Origin of the sequence: Streptomyces sp. NBC_01275 (assembly GCF_026340655.1) — a bacterium.
Lineage (GTDB): Bacteria > Actinomycetota > Actinomycetes > Streptomycetales > Streptomycetaceae > Streptomyces.
On the sequence record NZ_JAPEOZ010000001.1, the window covers coordinates 3616210 to 3638510 of the forward strand.

Genomic DNA, 22301 nt, shown 5'->3' on the forward strand with positions numbered 1-22301 from the left:
TCGGTTTCCGCCTCTTCGGGGTTTGGGCCCGGTCAGATCCGGTCGACGAGGTCCGCGATCGAGTCGACGATCCTCGACGGGCGGTACGGGAAGTTCTCGACCTGCTCGGGGCGGGTCAGGCCGGTGAGCACCAGGTACGTCTGCATTCCGGCCTCGATGCCGGCCAGTACGTCGGTGTCCATGCGGTCGCCGATCATCGCGCTGGTCTCGGAGTGGGCGCCGATGGCGTTCAGTCCGGTGCGCATCATCAGCGGGTTCGGCTTGCCCGCGAAGTACGGGTGCTTGCCGGTCGCCTTGGTGATCAGCGCGGCCACCGCGCCGGTCGCGGGCAGCGGACCCTCGGTGGACGGGCCCGTCTCGTCGGGGTTGGTGGCGATGAAACGGGCGCCGTTCTGGATCAGCCGTACGGCCTTGGTCATGGCCTCGAAGGAGTAGGTGCGGGTCTCGCCGAGGACGACGTAGTCGGGCTCGTGGTCGGTGAGGATGTAGCCGATGTCGTGCAGCGCGGTGGTCAGGCCCGCCTCGCCGATGACGTACGCCGTGCCGCCGGGCCGCTGGTCGTCCAGGAACTTGGCGGTGGCCAGGGCGGAGGTCCAGATGTTCTCGATCGGCACGTCCAGGCCCATGCGCTGCAGCCGGGCGTGCAGGTCGCGCGGGGTGTAGATCGAGTTGTTGGTCAGGACCAGGAACGGCTTGCCGGACTCGCGCAGCTTCTTCAGGAAGGCGTCGGCGCCGGGGATCGGCACACCCTCGTGGATGAGCACACCGTCCATGTCGGTGAGCCACGACTCGATGGGCTTGCGGTCTGCCATGTGCGGGATCTCCCTGCCGTACGCGAGTACGCGGTTGCTGCGCGGGGACGCGGTCGCTGCGTCCGCCCCAGCCTAATCACAGGCCCGATCTTGAGGGAACGGCCGACTACGGGTCGGACACAGGGGCGGACAGAGGGCGGGCGCGGGGGTGGTCGCGGGGGTGGACACAGGGCGGGCTCAGCGGCGTCGGCGGGACAGCAGCAGGGCGGCCCCGGCGGCGAGGAAACAGCAGGTGGCGGCGGTGAGACCGGCGGGGGAGGCAAGGCCGGTGCGGGCGAGTTCCGCGGCTTCGTCGGCGAGGGTGAGACGGCCGGCGTCCGGGGCGCCCGAGGCGGCGGTGGAGGCCGAGTCGTCCGGCTCGGGGGCGGCGGTGGAGGCCGAGTCGTCCGCGTCCGGCTCGGGGGTGGAGTCGGGACGGGGGTCGGCCTCGACGGAGAAGCGGTAGTCGTTCGACTGGCCCACCCAGTCGCCGTCGTCGCCGTGCCGCTGGACGACGGCCGCGTTGACGGTGACGTCGTTGGGGGCGGTGTCCGAGGTGAGGGCCAGGCGCAGCTCGACGGTGACGGTGCGGCCGGGGGCGACGGTGAAGCCGGGGCCGCTCGTGAACGCGCCGACGAGTTCGTCCTCGTCGGTGGTCTCGAAACGGACGGGCTGCGGTCGGCCGTCGGCGTAGTACTCCAGGTGCGGCTGGGACGGCTTCAGGGCGCGCTCGGCGTCGACCAGGACGACGACCGGGTGGACGTCGGCGCAGGTGCGGCGCGTGGTGTTGGTCAGGTCGAGGTACCAGGTGCCGTATCCGCCGCCGGCCCGGTAGGAGTCGGGGCCGCCGTGCAGCCGGGTGGTGAGGGGGAAGGCGCCGGTGTCCGGACCGGCGCAGGAAGGGCCGGCTTCCGCGTACGCGGGCACGGGGAGGAGGACGGCGGCTGCGGCAAGGCAGAGGGTGACGGGCGTGCACAGTCGCATGAACACGTGAGCCTGCCCGAGGGAAGCGGACGCGGGGCGACGCCGCTCCGTACGGCCGTGCGAATCCGCCCGTTCGGCGGAGGGGGAGGCCATCCCAGGGGGGTGAACCCGGGGGGGCAGCCCAGGGGGCAATCCAGGGAGGGCAACCCAGGGAGCGGCACCGGCGTGGGTGCGCGGGCCGGCCTGCCTCAGCCCTCCACCAGACCCCAGCCGCCCGCTCGACCCCAGCCCTCCACTCGCCCCCAGCCACCCACTCGCCCTCAGCCGTCCGCTCGGCCGAACACCGGCGCCAGCAGCAGTTGGGCCGCGCCCTCCGCGACTCCGCGGGCCCCGCCGGGGGCGAGCCGGACCGGTACGGCGCCGTCCGAGGCCCCCTCGCGACGGGCACGGGCGTCGAGGACGGCGGCGACCCCGCGCACGAACGGCTCCGGCGCGGCCTCGATCGTACGGCCGCCCAGCAGGACGAGGTCGATGTCGAGGAGGGCGACGAGGTTCGAGACGCCCTCGCCGAGGACACGCGCCGCCTCCCGTACGTCCCCGCGCTCGATGGCCGCCAGACACAGGGCCTCGACGCAGCCGCGGCTGCCGCAGGAACAGGGCGGTCCGTCCAGTTGGATGACCTGGTGGCCGAACTCCCCCGCACCGGTCCGCGCCCCCCGGTGCACGGTCCCGCCGATCACCAGCCCGGCCCCCAGCCCCGTACCGAGATGGAGGTAGGCGAAGGAGCCGCGCTCGCCGCCGACGGCGAGTCCGAGCGCGGCGGCGTTGGTGTCCTTGTCGACGACGACCGGCACCCCGAGCCGCCCGGCGAGCACGTCCCGCAGGGGGAAGCCGTCCCACTCGGGGAAGCCGGTGAGCCGGTGGAGGACGCCGTGGGCGTGGTCGAGGGGGCCGGGGAGGGCCACGCCGACGCCGAGGAGACCGAGGCGGCCGAGGAGACCGAGGAGTGAGGCGGCGACACCGTCCTCATCGAGGCCGTCCTCCGCATCCCCGAAGATCCCTTGAGCGCCCCCGAGCACCTCCCCTACCACCCCCTCGACCTCCCGCACCACCACCCCGAGGACCGACTCCGCCCCCGCGCCGAGGTCCAGGGGCACGCGCCGCTCGCCGACCACGCTCCCGTCCAGATCGGCGAGGACCGCCCGCAGTTCGTCCCGGTCCAGGTGGACGCCGACCGCGTGTCCCGCCTCGGGGACGAGTCGCAGCACGGTCCGCGGCTTGCCTCCGGTCGAGGCGCGTTGGCCCGCCTCCGCCGCCAGCCCCTCCTCCCGCAGCCGGGCGGTGATCTTGCTGACGGCCTGGGGGGTGAGGCCGGTGCGCTCGGCGAGTTCGAGCCTGCTGATGCCGTCGGGTCCGGCCGCGCGCAGCAGGTCGAGCACGAGCGCGGTGTTGTGGCTGCGCAGGGCCAATAGGTTGACGCCTCCGTCCGTCCTGTTCACGCTCCCATTGTCCCCCCTGCTTGCACTTTGGCAACAGCGTTGCGAAAGTAGAGCGCATGACTGGACGCACCACTGGCGACACTCCCCTCCGCGTGGGCCTGATCGGCTACGGCCTCGCGGGCTCCGTCTTCCACGCCCCGCTGATCGCCGCCGCCGAGGGCCTCGCCCTCGACACGGTGGTCACCTCGAACCCCGAGCGGCAGCAGCAGGCCCGCGCCGAGTTCCCCGACGTGCGCCTCGCCGCGGCCCCCGACGACCTCCTCGCCCGGGCCGACGAGCTGGACCTGGTCGTCATCGCGTCCCCGAACAAGACGCACGTCCCGCTCGCCGCCGCCGCCCTCGAGGCCGGCCTCCCGGTCGTCGTCGACAAGCCGGTCGCCGGCGCCGCCGCCGAGGCACGGAAGCTGGCCGCCCTCGCCGAGGAGCGCGGACTGCTCCTCTCCGTCTTCCAGAACCGCCGCTGGGACAACGACTTCCTGACCCTCCGCAAGCTGCTGGACGAGGGCGAGCTGGGCGACGTATGGCGGTTCGAGTCGCGGTTCGAGCGGTGGCGGCCGCAGCCGAAGGGCGGCTGGCGGGAGTCCGGCGACCCGGAAGAGATCGGAGGTCTGCTCTACGACCTCGGCAGTCACGTCGTCGACCAGGCGCTCGTGCTGTTCGGTCCGGCGGCCTCCGTGTACGCGGAGGCGGACGTCCGGCGACCCGGCGCGGAGACGGACGACGACACGTTCATCGCGCTCACCCACGCCAGCGGCGTCCGCTCGCACCTGTACGTCTCCGCGACGACCGCCCAACTCGGCCCGCGTTTCCGGGTGCTCGGCTCGCGGGCGGGCTATGTGAAGTACGGCCTCGACCCGCAGGAGGCGGCCCTGCGGGAGGGGCTGCGCCCCGGCACGACGGCCGACTGGGGGACCGAGGGCGAGGAGCTGTGGGGCCGGGTCGGCGCGGGAGACTCCCCGCTGACCGGCGGCGGACGACCCGAACAGACCCTCCCCGGCGACTACCCCGCCTATTACGCTGCGGTGGCCAAGGCACTGATCGACGGCGGCCCGAACCCGGTGACCGCCCAGGAGGCGGCCGCCGCCCTCGACGTACTGGAGGCGGCGCGCCGTTCGGCACGAGAGCAAGTGGCGGTGACGCTGTGATGGCAAACCACGGGACCCACACGACTCGCACGACCCACGAGATGACCCCGAAGTTCACCCCGGAGATCACCCCGACCCTGGAGGAGCTCCAGGGTCAGGAGCGGCGGCTGGTCTTCCGGCAGTTCACCCACGACGACGCCTGGGCGCTCGGCTCCCTGCTGGTGGAGCTGGCCCGGGAACGGCAGGCGCCGGTCGCCGTCGACATCCACCGCGCCGGCCAGCAGCTCTTCCACGCGGCGCTGCCCGGTTCGACCCCGGACAACGACGCGTGGATCGCCCGCAAGCGCCGGGTGGTCGAGCGCTACGGCGCGTCCTCCTACCTCGTGGGCTCCCGCTACCGGGCCAATGGCACGACGTTCGAGGACTCCTCCCGCCTGGACCCCGACGAGTACGCGGCCCACGGCGGCTCCTTCCCCATCAACGTCGAGGGCGTCGGCGTGATCGGCGCGGTGACGGTCTCGGGCCTACCGCAACTGGAGGACCACCGGTTCGTGGTGGAGGCACTGGAACTGTTCCTGGAGAAGTACCTGGGCTGAACCTGCCCTCAGGGCCTGTCCGGGGCGCGGGGCTCGGGCATCCGCCTCAGGCGTTCTTGAACTCCTGTCGCTGACGTCCGAGCGCCTCGATCTCCAGCTCGACGACATCCCCCGCCCGCAGATAAGGCTTCGGCTCCGGCTGCCCCAGCGCGACGCCCGCCGGCGTCCCGGTGTTGATGACGTCCCCGGGATACAGCGTCATGAACTGACTGACGTACCGCACGACCTCCCCCACCGAGAAGATCTGCTCCGCGGTCGTCCCGTCCTGTTTCAGCTCGCCGTTGACCCAGAGCCTGAGGGACAGGTCCTGCGGGTCGGCGACCTCCTCCGCCGTCACCAGCCACGGCCCCAGCGGATTGAACGTCTCGCAGTTCTTGCCCTTGTCCCAGGTGCCGCCCCGCTCGATCTGGAACTCCCGCTCGGACACGTCGTGCGCCACCGCGTACCCGCCGACATGCGCGAGCCCCTCCTCCGCCGACCCCAGGTAGCGGGCGGTACGTCCGATGACGACCGCCAGCTCCACCTCCCAGTCGGTCTTGGCGGACCCGCGCGGCACGAGGACGGTGTCGTACGGCCCTACGACCGTGTCCGCCGCCTTGAAGAAGATCACCGGCTCGGCGGGCGGCTCGGCCCCCGTCTCACGGGCGTGGTCGTGGTAGTTCAGCCCGATGCACACGATCTTGCCGATCCGCGCCAACGGCGGCCCGATCCGCAGCCCGGTCGGGTCCAGGAAGGGCAGCTCGCCGGAGTCGGCGGCGGCCCGGACCCGGTCGAGCGCCACGTCGTCGGCGAGCAGCGCCCCGTCGATGTCGTCCACGACGCCCGACAGATCCCGCAGCGTCTCGTCGGCCTCGAGCAGCGCGGGGCGCTCCGCGCCCGCCGTACCGACTCGCAGCAGCTTCATGGTCACCATCTCCCTCGATCGCGGATCGTCCGCCGACGGGTGCAGCCATCGGATGACTGGCCGATCCTCCAAGCTGAACGTCCGCTCCGCAATACCCGGTTCACGTACTGGACCGTCAGCGGCGCCTACACCGACGCCGACGCCGGACCGTCAGCGGTAGAGCGCCGCCCGCTCGACCGCGCTCCACGTCGTGCTCGTGATCACGTACAGCGCGGCGGCCAGCGGCACGACGGCGACGGTGACCAGGGTGAAGAAGGACAGGAACGGCATGACCTTGGCGACCGTGCCGAGCCCGGGCACCTCGGCGCCGACGGCCGCCTGAGGCGCAGGCACCCGCCTGGCCCGTACGAAGTTGACGGACGCGACGACCGCGACGACCGCGAACAGCCCGAGGTAGACCAGCCCCGCCGCGCCGAACGCCCCGTCGCCGGCGAGCGCGTCGGTCCAGCGGTCGCCGAGGGGCGCGGAGAGCAGCTGGTGACCGAGCAGTTCGTTGGCCCCGCCGCCGATGGAGGAGCTGGAGAAGAGGTGGTAGAGCAGGAAGAAGGCGGGCAGCTGGCAGAGGCTGGGCAGCAGCCCGGACATCGGCGACACCTTCTCCTCGGCATGCAGGTCCAGCACCGCCTGCTGGAGCTTCTGGGGGTTCTTCGCATGCTTCTTCCGCAGCTCGGCGATCCTCGGCTGCAACGCCGTACGCGCCTTCTGTCCCCGGGCGGCCGCCCGCGACAGGGGGTGCACGAGGAGTCGTACGAGAGCGGTGAACAGGACGATCGCGGCGGCCGCGGCGGACGCGCCGAACAGGGGGTGGAGGAGGTCGGCGAGGTGCTCGACCAGGGCGGCGAAGCCGGACATGGACACGGACATGGGTGAGGAGCCCTCCGGGGGTCTCGTCGTGCCGGAATTCCAGGGGTGGACGGCGGCATGACGACCCGCGCGGGGTCACAGGCGAGTGGGAGTGCCCTACGCGACGGTCGTCGGGAGGGCGTGGCCGGGGGCCCTGGGTCGGGGCCGGCCGGAGGCGTCGGGGTCGCGTTGCGGCAGGAAGGCCGTACGGCGGGCCCGGTCCCTGATGGCCGTACGCACCCGGGTGGGCGGCACGGCGGGCGCGCTGCGCGCGGCGACGAGGGTGCAGACGGCGAGCGCGGACCCGGCGGCGGCGGTCGCGGCGAGCGCGACGGTGGCCGAGAGGCTGCCGGCGTCGAGCAGCAGCACGCCGAGGACGAAGGAGAGGGAGAGGAGGGAGTAGGCGGTGCGGCTGCGGATCATGTTCTCTCCCCCTGTCCCGTCATCCCCGGTGTCGCGTCATCCCCGAGGCCCCGTCATCCCTGAGGTCCGGTCATCCCCTAGGTCGCGTGGAGGTCAACTTCCCCCACACCACCAGACGATACCGGGAGGTGTACTCCGGTGTGCAGGTGGTGAGGGTGAGATAGCGGCCGGGAGCGTCGTAGCCGTAGGAGGGATGGCTGAGCGAGCGCGGTACGGGCCGGATCACGCCCGAGTCGCGGGGTGAGGTCTGCGGCAGGACCCTGTCCACGACGTAGGTGTAGGTCGCCTCCGCGGTCTCCACCTCGACGGTGTCCTTCGGCCGCAGCCGGTTGAGGTACCGGAAGGGCTCGCCGTGGGTGTTGCGATGCCCGGCGAGCGCGAAGTTGCCTGCCTCTCCCGGCTGTTGGGTGCCGGTGTAGTGGCCGACGTACCCCTTGTTGAGGACGTTCCGCTTGCTGGTGCCCTCGGCGACGGGGACGCGGAGGCGGAGACGGGGGACGGCGAGGACGGCGTAGGCACGGGAGGGGCGGGGGGTGGTCGACTGCTGTGCGGAGTCGGAGGGTCGGGTGGCGGCCGAGCCGGAATCGGAGCGGTCGGCGGGACCGGCACCGGAATCGGCGTCAGAACTGGACTCGGCATCGGCATCGGAGGGGTCGTCGCCGGTCGTCGTGGTGCCCCACTGCCGTTCCAGCGCCTCGACCTGCCGCTCGGCGCCCTGCCTGGCCTCCCGGTTGGTCCACCACAGCTGATGGACGACGAGGAGCAGGACCAACACTCCGGCGGTGACCAGGACTTCGGCCCCGCTCCACAGGACCCGTCGGCGGCGGGCACGCCGACGCAGGGCGCCGTGCTCCACGACTCTGCGCACAGGCATGCCTCCTTCGGCTTCTTCGGCTTCTTCGGCTTCTTCGGCTTCTTCGGCTTCTTCGGCTTCTTCGGCGGAGCCGCTCGCACCATAGAGGGAAGGGGGCAAGGTCTCCAGACCCGTACATTCACGACCTGCGCGTTCGTCCCCTCGAACCTTTCCTCCCCCTTTCTCCACAGGTTTGAGAAAGGGCTGTCAGAACTCTCGACAACACCGCGAACCACACCCGATGCTTCCTGACGCACGGACCAGCCCGATGACGCCGGCGGGGACGACCGGCAGTCGATCGAAGCGGAGAAGCCATGATCCGACGCAGAACACTGCTGGCGGCCACGGGCGGAGCGTTCCTCGGAAGCGCCCTCGCGACGGGCACCGCCCACGCCGACGCGACGATTTCCGTCAACCCGTCGACGACGTACGGCACTTGGGAGGGCTGGGGCACCTCCCTCGCCTGGTGGGCGAACGTCTTCGGCGCCCGGAACGACTTCGCCGACATCTTCTTCACGACGAACTCGGTGTCGTACGGCGGCAAGACGCTGCCCGGCCTCGGACTGAACATCGCCCGTTACAACCTGGGCGCGTGCAGTTGGAACACCGTGAGCGGCTCCAGCATGGCGGCCTCCGCCAACATCCCCGGCTTCAAGCAGATCGAGGGCTACTGGCAGGACTGGAACAACGAGGACCCGACGTCGTCGGCGTGGGACTGGACGGCCGACGCCAACCAGCGGGCGATGCTCCAGAAGGCGGTGTCCCGGGGCGCGACGACCGAGCTGTTCGCCAACTCCCCCATGTGGTGGATGTGCCTGAACCACAACCCCTCCGGCGCCTCCGACGGCGGCAACAACCTCCAGTCCTGGAACTACCGCCAGCACGCCTCCCACCTGGCCGCCGTCGCCCTGTACGCCAAGTCGAACTGGGGCGTGAACTTCGCGACGGTCGACCCCTTCAACGAGCCCTCCTCGTCCTGGTGGACGGCGACGGGCACACAGGAGGGCTGCCACATGGACGCGACGGTCCAGTCGGCCGTACTCCCTTACATGCGCAGCGAGTTGGACAAGCGCGGGCTGACGGCGACGAAGATCTCCGCTTCGGACGAGACGAACTACGACCTGGCCCGTACGACGTGGAACTCGTTCTCGTCGACGACGAAGGGGTACGTGAACCGGGTCAACGTCCACGGCTACCAGGGCTCGGGCGGCCGCCGGGACCTGCTCTACACGGACGTGGTGACGACGGCCGGCAAGGCCCTGTGGAACTCCGAGACCGGCGACAACGACGGCACGGGCCTGTCGATGGCCAGCAACCTGCTCTACGACTTCCGCTGGCTGCACCCGACGGCCTGGGTCTACTGGCAGGTCATGGACCCGTCGACGAACTGGGCGATGATCGCGTACGACGCGAGCACGCTCGCCGCGGGCGCGGTGACGACGAAGTACTACGTGATGGCCCAGTTCAGCCGCCACATCCGCCCCGGCATGACGATCCTCGACACGGGCGTGAGCTACGCGGTGGCGGCGATCGACAAGACGGCGAAGAGGCTGGTGATCGTGGCCGCGAACACGTCGACCTCGGCCCAGACCCTGACCTTCGACCTCTCCCGCTTCACCACCGTGACCGGCGGCTCGTCCGGCTCGGTCCCCCGCTGGAACACCGTGACAAGCGGTTCCGGGGACCTCTACACGGCCCACTCGGACACGTCCCTGAGCGGAAAGACGATCAGCGTGCCGTTCGCGGCGGGCGCGGTGCAGACGCTTCAGGTGGACGGGGTGACGATCTAGGACCCGTGGGACGGAGTGAGGGGGAACTGGGCCCCTGGCCTGCAGCTCCCTCACTTTTGTCGGCGGGCGGCGCTACCGTGTCACCCATGCGCCCCGACACGCCTGCCGAGAACGTCGACCACACCGCCGAAGCGGCACGCCTGGAGCGGACCGCCGGCCGGTATCCCGAGGACGCGGAGGCCCTGCTGCTGCAGGCCGCGGCCCACCTGGAACTGGCCGGCGACCGCCCCGCCGCAACGACCCTGTACGACCGTCTCCTGTCCTCCTCGTCCACCTCCGCCTCGGACGGTCCGGAGAGCCTGGAGAGTCCTCACCTGGTCCGAGCGCTGAAGGCCTCGAACCTGTGGGAGTACGGCCACGAGGCCGAGGCCAGAGCGATCATCGAGGGAATCCGGGCGGCCGCCCCGCGGGACCCGGCGCCCTGGGTGATCGTCGCGGAGTCCCTGGAGTCCCACGACGAGCTGGAGGCGGCGCAGGAGACGTTCACGGAAGGCGTGACGCTGCTCCTGACGGACGCGGCGGAGCCGCCCCACTCCGCACACCCCCTCCTCTTCGGCCGCCACCGCGTACGGCGGATGCTCGGCGCGGCCCACGACGACTGGGACGTCCTGGCCGACACCCTCCACTCCTCCCCCGTCTCCCTGGACGAGCTGCACGACCCCAAGCGCGTCTGGTCCCTCGGCTCGGACAACCCGGCGGAGCTGGCAGCCGAGATCTCCCGCCTCCGAGCGGAGCTCGGCGCGTACCGGGAGGAACTGTCCCGCCCGTTCCCGGTGGCGGTCCTGCACTGGCCGGCGGGCGAACTGGCCGAACTGGTCGCCGCGTATCCCTTCCTGGCGGTGGAGTACCCCTCCCACGAGGAGCACCTCGCGACGATAGAGGCGTCACTGAGGGAACTGGCCGCCTCGGGGACTCCGAACCTGGGGATCGTGACAGGGACGGTGCCTTCTTACGAGGCGTTCGCCGCCTCCGAGCTGGCTTCCCCGGGAGAGTCCGAGCTGCTGCCGCAGTACGCGACGACCTTGGCGGCGCGGGGGCGGGCGGTGGCCTGGCCGCCGGAGCGGGGGGCGGAGTGTTGGTGTGGGTCGGGGCGGGGTTATGGGGGGTGTCACGGAGCGTAGAGGAGGGGAGCTGGAACAACGGCCGTCACCGACTTCGACTGGTGGTCGGCCCGTTCGCCCTGTTCGCCGCTTGCCCCGCACGCCGGGCACGACCGATCATGAACGCCCATCGCGGCCTGCCGCGGGCGCGAGAATGGGGGCGCAGGTCGGTCCGTGGCCTGCGTGTGCGCAACGGCCTTCCTGTCTCGTGCGAGGCGTCAAGGCCGGAACGAACAGGGGGGATTGAGCAGTATGGAGAACGACGACGCCGCGCCCTGCCGCCATGCGGGAGTCCCGCCGGCCACGGTGGTGGACTCCGTCGCCCGTCTCATCGAGAACCTGGGCGCCCATCCCGAGCTACTTCACGGCCATGGGCTGACGCAGCAGGAGTTCTCCGCCGCCCTGCCCGCCGCCATCGAGCGGATCCGGGGCCGTAAGAGCGCCGACAACGCTCCCCGTCGCGATTTCCTGGTGTCACTGCTGCACGGACTCGTGGACCGGGGGATCGCCACGGCGCTCGAGGTGCCGAAGAAGGGCGCCGACACCGTCTACCGACTGGCCGTCAAGGGCCTCGGGGACGTGGCCGTCATCCAGAAGGGCGCCCCGGACGGCGTGCACAGCAGCGTGAACTGGCAGGTGCCCGACTGGGCGGAGGAGACCTACCTGTGGTGGGTCAGCGACGGCATGACCCGCCACCCCGGCAGCGACGTGGCCAAGGGCGTCGGCCGCCTGCGCAAGGTGTTCTTCTCGGATCCCCGGCGGATGCTGGACGGGGTGATCTTCCAGAGCGGCCTGTGCGGCGCCAGAAGCCGGCCGTGCCCGAAGTCGGAGTACGCCGTCGACCTCGGCGGCCAGAGCGTGCCGCCGCCGTGCATCTACGTGATGCCGGACCACCAGCCGGACGGGCGGTCCTGGAACTGGAACGGCGCGACACCGCGCCGCTTCCCCGAACTGCTGCTCGGCGCCTTCGGCATTCCCCCTGAGAAGGCCCCCTTTTTCACCGGCCATGTGGGTTTCCAATCGGGCGAGCGCGACACCAAGCGCACCGTGATCACCTCACGGTTCGGCCCCGCCCGAGTCACGACGTACAGGAGCTGAGCTGTGAACACCCCGATGGGCGATCCCGACCGCCGCGCCTACCTGACGGCGCGCACGTCGATAGGCGACGTCCCGCTGTCGGCTTGGCCTCGGACGGACAAGAGCCTGCGCCTCGTCGAGCTCGAGACCGAATGGGTCCGCCTCTCCACGCAGAACCACCGCACGAAGGCCGAGCAGCAGCGAGAGGCCCAACGGCAGGGACAGGACGACCTCTTCACCGCCGACCCGCTCGGCCCCACCGCGCAGGAGTGGCAGCTCACCATCCTGGCCGGGCAGTCGAAGTTCGGCCAGCTGAAGGAGGACCTGCTGGCGCGTGGTCAGCAGGAGCCGGCCATCGTCACGGCCGACGGTGTGCTGATCAACGGCAACCGCAGGACCGCCGCCCTGCGCACGCTGAAGCGCGAGGGCCATCTGCAGTTCAGCTACGTGCGCTGCCTCGTGCTGCCCTCAGACGCGACCGCCGAGGAGATCCTGACGCTGGAGGCCGAGCTCCAGGTCGCCCGGGACTTCCGCGAGGACTACTCCTGGATCAACGAGGCGATGATGATCGAGGAGCTCTACGAGCTGTCCGGCCGCGACTGGGATCAGACCGCCAAGCGCATGCACCGCGCCAAGAAGGACGTGCAGGGACAGTACGAGAAACTGCTGCTGGTCCAGCAGCTGGTGAACCAGTCGCAGGGAACGCGCCTGCCCATCGACTTCACCGAGAACGAGACCGCCTTCGACGAGCTGGCGAAGTACATCCGCAACAAGCCGCGCGCCGAGGCCGAGGGCGTGAAGACCGCCTACTTCCTGGGCGTGCTCTCCGGCGTCAACTACCGCCAGCTGAGGCATCTGCGGTGCGAGGACGCGCAGGCGCTGGTCGACAGGGAGCTGGAGGGCGAGTCCGGGCTCGCGGCGATCGTCGACACGGCGAGGACCGCGCGGGCCGAGGTCGACGAGGACGACCTGTTGAGCGACCTCATGGGCGAGGACGCGCCTCGGGGGTCGGTCGTCGAGGACGTCCTGCGCCTTGTCGTCACCCGGCGCCCCGAGGCCGTCGTAGAGCTGCCCGACGGCGGCTCTGTTCCCATGCAGAGCGTCCTGAACAGCCTGTCCGGCGTGGTCTCCAGCGCTGCGCGCGAGGCTGACGAGCGCAACCGCGAGCAGGACGCGGTGGAGGCGCCGTTCCAGAGGGCGGACAAGGCCTTCAAGGAGCTCGACCGCATCCCGGCCCTGTTGCGCAGGGCGCGCGCCCACTCCGCCTGGGACGAGGAGGCCTTCCAGGGCGAGATCGACCGCATCGACAAGCTCGTCGCGAAGATCCGGGAGACTTCGTGATCTCTGCCGAACTGGAGGTGCACGTCCGCCCGGTCGTCGTCCTGCGCCGGCACGAGGGAGCGAACCCCGGCGCCTGGGCGCTGCTGCAGGAGGCGCTGCAGCGCGGCGTGGTGGGCGGCTCGCACGACGTGATCGAATCCCGCGTCGACGTCTTCTTCGCCGAGCTGGAGGCCGTCGCGGACGCCCGTCGGCGCTTTCACCAGCGCATCGAGTTCGGCGACGAGCTCGGCCGACAGCTGCGCGCGCTCGCCGAGGACAGGAAGAAGCGGGCCAGGGTCCTGGAGGACACGTCCGTCGTCGCCCCGGAGGATCTCGCGGCCGAGCTCGCCGCGGCCGGGTTCCGACGCGAGCTGAAGCCGTTCCAGCTGGAGAACCTGGCCCGGTTGACGAGCCTCCCGCACGGCGCCGACTTCTCGGTGCCCGGCGCGGGCAAGACGACGGTCGCGCTCGCCGGGTTCGCGTTGAACCGGGCGCGCGGCGACGTCGAGCAGCTTCTGGTGATCGGCCCGATCGCCGCGTTCCAGGCGTGGAAGGAGGACGCGGCCGTATGCCTCAGCCCGAAGCCCGTGCTGGAGGTCCATGCCGGGCCGCGCACCCTGCTGCGGGACGACCTTGACATCCTGCTGACCAACTACAACCGAGTCGCCTCGGACTACGACCGCATCCGCGCCTACATCAGCCGGCGCCCCACCCAGGTCGTGCTCGACGAGGCGCACCGCATCAAGAAGGGCGAGGCCGGGGTGCACGGCCGTGCCGTGCTCGACCTCGCCTTCGCCGCCCGCCGCCGGGACGTGCTCACCGGCACCCCGGCCCCGCAGGGCGCGAACGACCTGGTGGCGCCCATGCGCTTCCTCTACCCCGGGCAGGACCGCAAGATCCTGCCCCGCGGCGCGTACACGGAGTCGAACGGACGGGACCCCGACGTCGTGGCCGAGACCAGCGCCGCCATCCACCGGTACTTCGTCCGCACCCCGAAGTCCAGGCTGGGGCTGCCTCCCACCGAGTTCGAGATCGTCGCGGAGCCGATGGGGCGCCTGCAGAAGGCGATCTACGAAGCGCTGGAGGGCCGCTACCGGGGCGAGTTCGCGTTGGCGGTGAAGGACCGGCGGGACTTCAGCAGGCTCGGGCGGATCATGATGTACCTGCTGGAGGCCGCGACGAACCCGGCGCTGCTGGTCGCCGGCTCCGACGAGCACGACCAGTCGGAGTTCGCCCATCCGCCGCTCGAACTGCGCGGCGACGAGGCGCTCGCGGACCTGCTGCGGCAGTACGCCGCCTACGAGTCGCCGTGGAAGTACGACAGGGTCCGGGAGATCGTGGAAGGAGCGGCCGCACGTGGCGAGAAGGTCCTCGTCTGGTCGACCTTCGTACGGAACCTGAAGCTGTTGAGCAGCGCCCTGGGCGAGTTCCGTCCGGCGGTCGTCCACGGCGGGGTGCGCCCCGCCGACGGGGCGCCGCCCGGCGCCCTGACCCGGGACGCGGAGTTCGACCGCTTTCGCAACGATCCCGACTGCCATGTGCTCCTGGCGAACCCCGCCGCCTGCGGTGAGGGCATCAGCCTGCACCACTGGTGCCATCAGGCCGTGTACCTCGACCGCACGTTCAACGCCGGTCACTATCTGCAGAGCCAGGACCGCATCCACCGCCTCGGGCTGCGCGAGGACGTCGTCACCCGCTTCACGCTGCTGCTCAGCGACGACAGCATCGACGAGACGGTGAACGGCAGGCTCCGCGACAAGATCGTCGTCCTGTCCCAGCTGATGAACGATCCCGGTCTGGTGACCGCCGCCCTGCCCGAGCCCGACACCGACGAGAGCGTCCCCGCCGTCGTGGACGACGACGCGACGGCGCTGCTGCGAGCACTCCAGCGCCGGTCATGACGCTGCTCCCGAGCCACGGCCTGGCCTTCGGCACGCTGCTGCTGGCAGACGCCGCAGCCCGCGCCCCGCGGACCGACGTAGAGGCATGGGCACAGGCGGCCGCGGCCCAAGCTCCTTACTGGGCCCGCTCACTGGACCTGCGCGCGACGGCTCGCGCCCTGGTCCGGCGGGGACTCGCCCAGGCGACGGACGCAGGCATACGGCCGACGGCGCCGCTGCGCGTCCTCGCCGGCCTGGAGTCCGGCGCCCTTCGGGCGACGGCGCGCGTGCTGCTGGCGGCCTCGCCTCCGTCCTGGCTGGCCCTGGCGGTCCGCTCGGGCCACGTCGTGCGCGACTACGTCCCCGCGGCCGACCTCAAGGCGCTCGCCTGGCTGGAGCCGGAGCTGGACGCCCTGCTGCTCGGCGTCGCCGTCCAGCAGCGCCGGGCGGACGAGGAGGCGTGGCGCGAGCGTCTGGGAGCGGCCGCCGAGACGGTGGTCCTCTCGGCTCTGCGCCGAGCGGGCCGCGACGCCGTGCAGGTGTCCCTCGTCTCCGACGCCTACGGCTACGACGTGGAGGTGTGCGATCCGCCGCCGGCGCAGATCGAGGTGAAGGGGGCCGGACCGGAGACGCGAGAAGGCTTCCACCTCACCCGTCATGAGTTCGAGACGGCCCAGCGCCGCCCCGACACCTGGCGTCTGGTGCAGGTCGTGTTCCACTCCTGCGCGTTCAGCGCCGACGTTCTCGACCCCGGCCACATCGCAGACGTACGACAGCTCACTCCGCGCGCGCTGCGCGCCGTCGTCCCCGAGGACACCGCCGCCTTCTTCTGGGAGCAGTCCGCCCTGCTCACACCCCCCGCGACCGCTTGGCGGGCAGCCGACCTGAAGCCGTCCGCGGACTTCAGCGCGCCTGGCCTGGCCCGACGCCCCCCGGCCCGCGAAGAGGCCGGCCGCTGACGCCCACGGTCAGTCCTCGTCTTCCGAGCCCCCTGGAGGAGTCGCCGTTCCCCGGCGCAGCGCCCGCCGCGCCTCGGCCACCGTCTTCTCCACCTTGGCCGCCGCCTGCAGCGGGTCCTCGTGCTCCCACACCCGTACGACCGACCAGCCCGCCTCTTCGAGCCGCCGGTCCGTGTCCACGTCCCGCGCCCGGTTGCGCTCCACCTTCGACGCCCAGTAGCCGCCGTTGCGCACGGCGACGGTGTGGTGCTCCGGGCAGCCGTGCCAGAAGCATCCGTCGAGGAAGACCGCGACCCGCGCCTTGGTGAACACCAGGTCCGCCGTGCGGCGCAGTTCCTTGATCGGGCGGGCGGCGACCCGGTAGCGCAGCCCGCGCGCGTGCACCGCCCGCCGCAGCGCCAGCTCCGGTTTCGTGTCGCGGCTCTTGTTCGCCCGCATGCTGGCCCGCACGCCGTCGGACGAAGCCCAGGACTCCTCGGACCGCGCCCGCGCCCGGGAGGCGTCGGCGGCCGGCAGGGTCCTGGCGGCTGACGAGGCCTTGGCGGTCACGGAGGTCGTGTCGGCTGGAGAGTCCTTCTCGACCGGCGAGGCATGGGATGCCCGGGCGCGACCGCGACCCCCTGTCTTCGTCCCCTTCTCGCCGCCTGCGACCTCGGATTCTTCCCCGTCCATGACCACACCGTAGTGCGGGCGCGGCACCTGCGTCTCGGGGTACTCCAGAGAATTGTCCGACCCCTCCCGTACCATCGGCCGGGTGACCACAGCTCTCCCCTCTGATCTTGACTCCACCGCCTCGACCGCCGCCTCCGCGGTCTTCGAGGTCGCCGAGTTCTTCGCCGGAATCGGCCTCGCCCGTCTGGGTCTGGAGCGCGCCGGAGGGTTCAAGGTCACGTGGGCCAACGACCTGGACGCCCAGAAACACGAGATGTACAGGGGTCACTTCGGCGACCCCGAGGATCACTACGTCCTGCGGGACGTCCGTGAGATCGCCGGCGACATGGGCTCCGCCTCGGCGCCCGGCCGCGTCGACCTGGCCTGGGCCTCCTTCCCCTGCACGGACCTCTCCCTCGCCGGGGGCCGGTCAGGCCTGGCGGGACAGCACTCGAGCACGTTCTGGGACTTCACCGACGTCATCAAGGCCATGGGCGAGCGCGACGGCAAGCTGCCCGACGTGATCACGCTGGAGAACGTCAACGGCTTCGCCACCAGTCACCAGGGCGCCGACATGAAGGCCGCCATCAAGCGGTTGAACACCCTCGGCTACTGGGTCGACGTCGTCACCCTGGACGGCCGTCGCTTCGTCCCGCAGTCCAGACCGCGCCTCTTCGTCGTCGCCGCCAACCGTGAGTCGTTGGCCAAGCCCCGCGCCGACGACCGCCGAGACACCGCGCTGCGCCCCTCCTGGCTCGACCGCGCCCTCGACGACGCCGCGCTCGACACCCACCGCACCCTGCTCGACGTCGAACCGCCCGCCCTGCGCACGACCGGCTGGACCGAGCTCGTCGACGGCGACGAGGACGATGGCGTCGAGTGGTGGGACGACAAGCGAGTCGCCCACTTCGCAAGTCAGCTCTCGGACGTCAACAACGCCCGCGTCGAGCGGCTCGCAGGCGAGCCCGAGGCGTCCTACCGCACCGCCTACCGTCGCACCCGCAACGGCGTCCCCGCCTGGGAGATCCGCGACGACGACGTGGCCGGCTGCCTGCGCACCGCCCGCGGCGGCTCCTCCAAGCAGGCCGTCGTCCGCATCCAGAAGGGCCAGCCGCTGCGCGTGCGCTGGATGACGGCCCGGGAGTACGCCAAGCTCATGGGCGCACCGCAGTACCTCCTCCCCGCCAAGCGCAACCAGGCGATCATGGGCTTCGGCGACGCCGTATGCGTCGACGCGGTGGCCTGGCTCGCCGAGCACTATCTCCATCCGCTGCTCGCCGGCGCTTGGGACCACGAGCAGGTTCCGGCGCAGCGGGCCGGAGCCTCTCGGTAGCCCCGGGCCGCCTGCCAGCATGCGGAGACGACTGGCTGCCGTGTCCGCCTGCCGTGCCGCCGGCCATCCACCGCCCCACCGTCCCGTATGCCAGGAGTAGCCCATGGTCGCCTCGTCGTCGCCGAACACCGTCAGCGCGTTAGTGGAGGAGGCGGCGGAAACACTCATAGACGCGCTCGGGGACTGGTACGAAAAGCAGCGCGACTCCAGGGACAACGTCAACTCCAACGTCATGTGCGCGGGCCTGTACATGACGGAGTTCCTGGCCGAGCACTTCCCCCTCAAGCCCGAGCACTACCAAACGCGATCCCAGGTGAAGACCGCCAGCGGCAAGCAGGCCCAGAAGCTGCTCGCCCAACACGGCGAGGAGCGCAAGTTCACCAGCGAGGGCGGCCGCACCTCCCGCGCGACCCTCGACCACGCCAACTCCCTGGCCGATCTCCTCAACACCAAGGGAGACGAGGCCGACCTGGGTGCCCTCACCGACCTCGAACGCACCACGCTGGCCGCGCTGCTCCAACAGTGGTTCGTCGAACGGGTCCAGGAGGACTTCTTCGGGCGCAAGCGCATCGAGGCCGAGATCAACCCCGACAACCCCGTCCGCACCACCGTCGCAGCCCTCATAGAGGCCGGCCGTGTGCGCGGCGGCAACACGGCAGGCGCGATCGCCCAGCACCTCGTCGGCGCCAAGCTGAAGATCCGCTTCCCGGGCGAGGACGTGAACGTCGAGAGCTACACCACCGCCGACGTCCAGACCGGCCGCGCCGGCGACTACCAGATCGGCGACACCGCGATCCACGTCACCATGTCGCCGGGCGAGAAGGTCTTCCTCGACCGCTGCGTCGACAACCTGAACCACGGATACCGCCCCCGCGTCCTCGTCCCCGAAGGCCGCGTCGCCGCCGCGGTCCAGCTCGCCGAGAACTACGACCTGGCCGACCGCGTCGCCATCCAGTCCATCGAGGACTTCATCGGAACGAACATCGAGGAAGTAGGCGGCTTCTCGAAGAGCGGGGTACGGGAGCGGCTGCGCGAGCTTCTGACCGAGTACAACGCCCGGATCGAAACAGCCGAGGCCGACCAGTCCCTGAAGATCCTGCTTCCGGAGAACCTCTGAGCCGCACGGCTCACGAAAAATCGCACCACCCCTACCACCGAACACTCATACGATATTGCGCATGCGGATACCTGCGTGGACTGAGGACGAACTCGTACTGGCCGGAGCCCTCGTCGTGAAGAACGGCTGGCGCGAGCTGCGGACGAGCGATCTCAGGGTCCAGGAGTTGTCTGACCTGCTCCGCTCGCTGCCGATCCACGAGCCGGAAGTACTCGCGCTGCCCAGCTTCCGGTCTCCCGACAGCGTCAGCCGAAAGACCACCGACTTCACGACCAATCACAAGCTCTACGCCGGCAAGGCCACCCGGTGCGGCAAGCCCACACTGCTCATGATCGACGCCTTCTCCGAGCGTGAGTCCGAGATGCTCCAGGCCGCCGAGGCCATCGAAGAGGGCATCGGCACAGGCGAGTTGCATCTCATCGCACCGCAGCCCGACGAAGTCGACGAGACGGGCGCGAGCGCCATCGAAGGACGCCTCCTCGCCCGCTGGGCGCTCGCCCGCGAGCGGAATCCGAAGCTGCGCAATCAGAAGATCGCCCAGGCGCGGAGCGGCGGGGGCCCGCTCCGGTGCGAGGTATGCGACTTCGACTTCGCCCGCGCCTACGGGGATCTGGGCGAGGGCTACATCGAAGTGCACCACGTCACTCCGCTCCACGTCTCCGGAACCCGAGAGACCAAGCTCGACGACCTGGCATGTCTGTGCTCCAACTGCCACCGCATGTGTCACCGATCCAGCCCGGGGGAGTCCTGGCGCACACCTACCGATCTGCGGCAGTTGATCCGCAGGTCAGGGCCCGAAGTCACCCCCTAGGCCACGTCCGCTTCGGCTTCGTAGTGCATCTGCGCTCGATCGAGGAGGTCGTCAGGATCATGACCGCGGGCAGCGGTCCAGTGGAGCAGATCTGCGATCAACTCGACTGCAGACTCGGCGAAGCAGGCGTCGCCGCCTCTCCCCCGCAGGGCGCCGGCCGTGTCGGCGCCCTGATAGTTCTCCAGTGCCGCCGCAGCCCTTTCGATGCGTCGGCAAGCGGATCCCACGCCGGTCGAGATCTCACACCAGACCGCCTTACCCGCTGCCGTCAGCACCGTTCCCCATTCGACTGCCAGCGACGCCAGCAGGTGCAGGCCGCGGCCGCACACGTCGTCGCAGTCGGCCATCTTGAGGGATGGCAGCGACTGGCTCTTGTCATGGACTTCCAGGCGCAGTCGCTCTTCCCTCCACTCAAGGACCAGCGTCGCCGACACGCCTTCGCCGACGTGCTTGACGACGTTGGTGGCCAGTTCCGTGACGAGCAGCTCCGCTTCGTCGACCGCGACGGGCATACCCCACCGGTTCAGTTGCTTGGCGACTGCCCTCCGAAGCAGGCGCACCTCCGCCGGCACCGCCTCGAACGGCAGGACACAGCGGAGTCGGGGTTCGGTGATCTCGTAGCCAGGCATGGCCACTCCTCCCTCCCAGCCACGCACATGCTGCGCCTGCCGTGTCCGTACGGCTGCACTGCGTAGCGATCTAAGAGCGAGCATGGCATGGAGAAGTCTCACTGTGTAACTTCTCATGAGAATCCATCGAGTGAACGGTGAGACCCTTGCCGGCTGCCTAGCCTGATGAGGATCTCCGGGCGTGCCGCCCGGCTCATGACGAAGGAATCTGATTCGAAAATCTCCCAACGCCGCAGTTCAGACCGGTTCCGTTGATTGGAGGGACACTTGATAACCGAGCATGTTGAGCTGGCTGACCAGGCGCCGCGTCTGGCGTGCCCGGCCGGTTCGCTGGAGGAAGTAGTCCGCTCCGAGGTCGGCGTACTCGGCGTCGTTGGTGAGCATGTGCCAGATCGAGGTCAGGATCGTGTGGCCGACGGCGACCAGGGCCCGCTTCTTGCCGCGGCGGATCGCGATGCGTTTGTAGCGGGAGGCGAGGTAGGTGTTCTTGCTGCGGGCCGCGGCGGTGGCGGCGAGTCCGAGCGCGTTCTTCAGCCACGGGTCGCCGGGCCGGGACTTGCCGGAGGTGTGCTTGCCGGCGGACTCGTGGTTGCCCGGACACATTCCGGCCCACGAGGCGAGGTGGGCGGCCGAGGGGAAGCGGGCCATGTCCGCGCCGATCTCGGCCAGGATCATCTCTGCCGAGCGGGTGCTGACGCCCGGGATCGTGGTCAGCAGCTCGATCTGACGGCGAAACGGGGCGAGCCGGCGGGCGATCTCCTCGCTGAGGCGGGCCTCGGTCGCGGTGACCGCGTCGATGCGGTCCAGCATGGTCCGTGCAAGGAAGGCGTGGTGGTCGGTGAACTGGCCGGTCAGCGCCTGGGCGAGGATCTGACGCTTGGCACGCATGCTCGCCCTCGCCATCTCGGCGAGGACGTGCGGGTCGCGTTCCCCGGCGATCAGTGCCTCCAGCATCGCGCGGGCGGACTTGCCCAGCAGATCCGAGACGACCGCGGACAGTTTGATCCCGGAGTCTTCGAGGAGCTTCTCCAGTCGCTGGGCCTCGCGGGTGCGTTCGCGGATGACCTCGGTGCGGTAGCGGGTCAGGTCCCGCAGCTGGCGGATGGCCGGCGGCGGCACGAACGAGGGCCGCACCAGGCCGTGTTCGACCATCTTGCAGATCCATTCGGAGTCCGCGACGTCGGTCTTGCGGCCCGGGACGTTCTTCATGTGCCGGGCGTTGAGAAGCCAGCACTCGATGTCGTTCTCCAGCAGGTAGAACACCGGCTTCCAGTACGCACCGGTCGCCTCCATGCCGACCACCGTGACGCCCTCAGACAGAAGCCAGTCACGCATGGCCAGCAGGTCGGAGGTCATCGTCAGGAACGTACGGATCTCTTTGCGCCGGCGCTTGCCCGGCCCCGGGACGCGAACGCAGACCTTCACGTCCGCCTTGCCGATGTCGATTCCGGCGCATCGCTCGTGGACCACGTCCATGCCCCGGTCCTCCCCTCCCGCGTAGTGCGGTTGTGCGGCAGCCGTCCAGCGGGGACCGACCAGGCAAAAGAATCTGATTCGCATGCTCGTGGCAACACTTCCGGGTGCCTGACGAAGGGTCCCCGGCGTCCTACTCAATGTCGGGTTCCGGAGGCACCAAGACTCCGCGACGTCAGCCGGACGGCCGTAGCCCGATTTTCTCCCCTTCGGGGTATCGCCGTCCGGAGATCGGATTACTCA

The 22301-nt window shown here is 70.6% G+C and carries 21 protein-coding genes; 11 read left to right on the top strand and 10 right to left on the bottom strand.

Annotated features, from left to right (window positions below; translation table 11 throughout):
• Positions 1-32: 32 nt before the first annotated feature.
• From OG562_RS15810 to OG562_RS15820, 3 genes are all read right to left on the bottom strand, one after another.
• Positions 33-812, bottom strand: coding sequence for an HAD-IIA family hydrolase (locus tag OG562_RS15810; RefSeq protein ID WP_266397893.1), 780 nt, complete (start codon positions 810-812; stop codon positions 33-35).
• 177 nt (positions 813-989) lie between these two features.
• Positions 990-1781, bottom strand: coding sequence for a hypothetical protein (locus OG562_RS15815; RefSeq protein WP_266409284.1), 792 nt, complete (start codon positions 1779-1781; stop codon positions 990-992).
• A 254-nt stretch (positions 1782-2035) separates the two neighbouring features.
• Positions 2036-3214 carry an ROK family transcriptional regulator gene (locus OG562_RS15820; protein WP_266397896.1) on the bottom strand — a complete coding sequence of 393 codons (1179 nt, stop codon included), beginning with the start codon at positions 3212-3214 and terminating at the stop codon, positions 2036-2038.
• Between the two features lie 56 nt (positions 3215-3270).
• Between OG562_RS15820 and OG562_RS15825 the strand changes: the two genes are divergently transcribed.
• On the top strand, positions 3271-4359 hold the full coding sequence (locus OG562_RS15825) for a Gfo/Idh/MocA family oxidoreductase (protein ID WP_266397899.1): 1089 nt from the start codon (positions 3271-3273) through the stop codon (positions 4357-4359).
• 41 nt (positions 4360-4400) lie between these two features.
• Complete coding sequence (locus OG562_RS15830; RefSeq protein ID WP_266397902.1) at positions 4401-4895, top strand: heme-degrading domain-containing protein; 495 nt, start codon at positions 4401-4403, stop codon at positions 4893-4895.
• 46 nt (positions 4896-4941) lie between these two features.
• On the opposite strand, the gene OG562_RS15835 is transcribed toward OG562_RS15830, so the two are convergent.
• From OG562_RS15835 to OG562_RS15850, 4 genes are all read right to left on the bottom strand, one after another.
• A complete protein-coding gene (locus tag OG562_RS15835; RefSeq protein ID WP_266397904.1) occupies positions 4942-5799 on the bottom strand; it encodes a fumarylacetoacetate hydrolase family protein in 858 nt (285 codons plus the stop codon).
• A 150-nt stretch (positions 5800-5949) separates the two neighbouring features.
• Positions 5950-6651: a YidC/Oxa1 family membrane protein insertase gene (locus OG562_RS15840; RefSeq protein ID WP_266409285.1), complete on the bottom strand. Its 702-nt coding sequence runs from the start codon at positions 6649-6651 to the stop codon at positions 5950-5952.
• A gap of 108 nt (positions 6652-6759) precedes the next feature.
• Entirely contained in the window at positions 6760-7065 is a 306-nt protein-coding gene (locus OG562_RS15845) for a DUF6412 domain-containing protein (RefSeq protein ID WP_266397906.1), read from the bottom strand.
• A 70-nt stretch (positions 7066-7135) separates the two neighbouring features.
• Entirely contained in the window at positions 7136-7939 is an 804-nt protein-coding gene (locus OG562_RS15850) for a class E sortase (protein ID WP_266397909.1), read from the bottom strand.
• Between the two features lie 293 nt (positions 7940-8232).
• Between OG562_RS15850 and OG562_RS15855 the strand changes: the two genes are divergently transcribed.
• The 6 genes from OG562_RS15855 (at position 8233) to OG562_RS15880 (ending at position 16044) form a co-directional block, all read left to right on the top strand.
• Complete coding sequence (locus OG562_RS15855) at positions 8233-9708, top strand: beta-1,6-galactanase (protein WP_266397911.1); 1476 nt, start codon at positions 8233-8235, stop codon at positions 9706-9708.
• A gap of 86 nt (positions 9709-9794) precedes the next feature.
• Positions 9795-10829: an SEC-C domain-containing protein gene (locus tag OG562_RS15860; protein ID WP_266397912.1), complete on the top strand. Its 1035-nt coding sequence runs from the start codon at positions 9795-9797 to the stop codon at positions 10827-10829.
• A gap of 231 nt (positions 10830-11060) precedes the next feature.
• The gene (locus OG562_RS15865) at positions 11061-11906 is read left to right on the top strand and encodes a hypothetical protein (protein WP_266397914.1); all 846 of its coding nucleotides are present in this window, start codon (positions 11061-11063) and stop codon (positions 11904-11906) included.
• A 3-nt stretch (positions 11907-11909) separates the two neighbouring features.
• Positions 11910-13226, top strand: coding sequence for a ParB N-terminal domain-containing protein (locus tag OG562_RS15870; RefSeq protein ID WP_266397915.1), 1317 nt, complete (start codon positions 11910-11912; stop codon positions 13224-13226).
• Positions 13223-15106 (top strand): DEAD/DEAH box helicase, encoded by a 1884-nt coding sequence (locus OG562_RS15875; protein ID WP_266397918.1) that lies wholly within the window; start codon positions 13223-13225, stop codon positions 15104-15106. The genes OG562_RS15870 and OG562_RS15875 overlap by 4 nt, the downstream gene beginning before the upstream one ends.
• Positions 15103-16044 carry a DUF3883 domain-containing protein gene (locus OG562_RS15880; protein WP_266397920.1) on the top strand — a complete coding sequence of 314 codons (942 nt, stop codon included), beginning with the start codon at positions 15103-15105 and terminating at the stop codon, positions 16042-16044. The genes OG562_RS15875 and OG562_RS15880 overlap by 4 nt, the downstream gene beginning before the upstream one ends.
• A 9-nt stretch (positions 16045-16053) precedes the next feature.
• On the opposite strand, the gene OG562_RS15885 is transcribed toward OG562_RS15880, so the two are convergent.
• A complete protein-coding gene (locus tag OG562_RS15885) occupies positions 16054-16716 on the bottom strand; it encodes a very short patch repair endonuclease (RefSeq protein WP_323187515.1) in 663 nt (220 codons plus the stop codon).
• Positions 16717-16798: 82 nt separating this feature from the next.
• Here OG562_RS15885 and OG562_RS15890 point away from each other — a divergent pair, with 82 nt between their 5' ends.
• From OG562_RS15890 to OG562_RS15900, 3 genes are all read left to right on the top strand, one after another.
• Positions 16799-18028: a DNA cytosine methyltransferase gene (locus tag OG562_RS15890; RefSeq protein WP_266397921.1), complete on the top strand. Its 1230-nt coding sequence runs from the start codon at positions 16799-16801 to the stop codon at positions 18026-18028.
• 103 nt (positions 18029-18131) lie between these two features.
• On the top strand, positions 18132-19145 hold the full coding sequence (locus tag OG562_RS15895) for a DUF4928 family protein (protein ID WP_266397922.1): 1014 nt from the start codon (positions 18132-18134) through the stop codon (positions 19143-19145).
• Between the two features lie 61 nt (positions 19146-19206).
• On the top strand, positions 19207-19956 hold the full coding sequence (locus OG562_RS15900) for an HNH endonuclease (RefSeq protein ID WP_266397923.1): 750 nt from the start codon (positions 19207-19209) through the stop codon (positions 19954-19956).
• On the opposite strand, the gene OG562_RS15905 is transcribed toward OG562_RS15900, so the two are convergent.
• Entirely contained in the window at positions 19953-20585 is a 633-nt protein-coding gene (locus tag OG562_RS15905) for an ATP-binding protein (RefSeq protein WP_266397925.1), read from the bottom strand. The genes OG562_RS15900 and OG562_RS15905 overlap by 4 nt on opposite strands.
• A 237-nt stretch (positions 20586-20822) precedes the next feature.
• Positions 20823-22061, bottom strand: a complete 1239-nt coding sequence (locus OG562_RS15910) for an IS110 family transposase (protein WP_266397928.1) — start codon at positions 22059-22061, stop codon at positions 20823-20825.
• Between the last annotated feature and the right edge of the window lie 240 nt (positions 22062-22301).

Excerpts from the sequence above, each read along its gene's own strand:
- OG562_RS15840 (WP_266409285.1), bottom strand. The coding sequence starts at position 6,651 with ATGTCCGGCTTCGCCGCCCTGGTCGAGCACCTCGCCGACCTCCTCCAC.
- OG562_RS15860 (WP_266397912.1), top strand. The coding sequence starts at position 9,795 with ATGCGCCCCGACACGCCTGCCGAGAACGTCGACCACACCGCCGAAGCG.
- OG562_RS15885 (WP_323187515.1), bottom strand. The coding sequence starts at position 16,716 with ATGGACGGGGAAGAATCCGAGGTCGCAGGCGGCGAGAAGGGGACGAAG.
- OG562_RS15835 (WP_266397904.1), bottom strand. The coding sequence starts at position 5,799 with ATGAAGCTGCTGCGAGTCGGTACGGCGGGCGCGGAGCGCCCCGCGCTG.
- OG562_RS15880 (WP_266397920.1), top strand. The coding sequence starts at position 15,103 with ATGACGCTGCTCCCGAGCCACGGCCTGGCCTTCGGCACGCTGCTGCTG.
- OG562_RS15810 (WP_266397893.1), bottom strand. The coding sequence starts at position 812 with ATGGCAGACCGCAAGCCCATCGAGTCGTGGCTCACCGACATGGACGGT.
- OG562_RS15830 (WP_266397902.1), top strand. The coding sequence starts at position 4,401 with ATGACCCCGAAGTTCACCCCGGAGATCACCCCGACCCTGGAGGAGCTC.
- OG562_RS15900 (WP_266397923.1), top strand. The coding sequence starts at position 19,207 with ATGCGGATACCTGCGTGGACTGAGGACGAACTCGTACTGGCCGGAGCC.
- OG562_RS15845 (WP_266397906.1), bottom strand. The coding sequence starts at position 7,065 with ATGATCCGCAGCCGCACCGCCTACTCCCTCCTCTCCCTCTCCTTCGTC.
- OG562_RS15910 (WP_266397928.1), bottom strand. The coding sequence starts at position 22,061 with ATGGACGTGGTCCACGAGCGATGCGCCGGAATCGACATCGGCAAGGCG.
- OG562_RS15905 (WP_266397925.1), bottom strand. The coding sequence starts at position 20,585 with ATGCCTGGCTACGAGATCACCGAACCCCGACTCCGCTGTGTCCTGCCG.
- OG562_RS15825 (WP_266397899.1), top strand. The coding sequence starts at position 3,271 with ATGACTGGACGCACCACTGGCGACACTCCCCTCCGCGTGGGCCTGATC.
- OG562_RS15895 (WP_266397922.1), top strand. The coding sequence starts at position 18,132 with ATGGTCGCCTCGTCGTCGCCGAACACCGTCAGCGCGTTAGTGGAGGAG.
- OG562_RS15855 (WP_266397911.1), top strand. The coding sequence starts at position 8,233 with ATGATCCGACGCAGAACACTGCTGGCGGCCACGGGCGGAGCGTTCCTC.
- OG562_RS15850 (WP_266397909.1), bottom strand. The coding sequence starts at position 7,939 with ATGCCTGTGCGCAGAGTCGTGGAGCACGGCGCCCTGCGTCGGCGTGCC.
- OG562_RS15865 (WP_266397914.1), top strand. The coding sequence starts at position 11,061 with ATGGAGAACGACGACGCCGCGCCCTGCCGCCATGCGGGAGTCCCGCCG.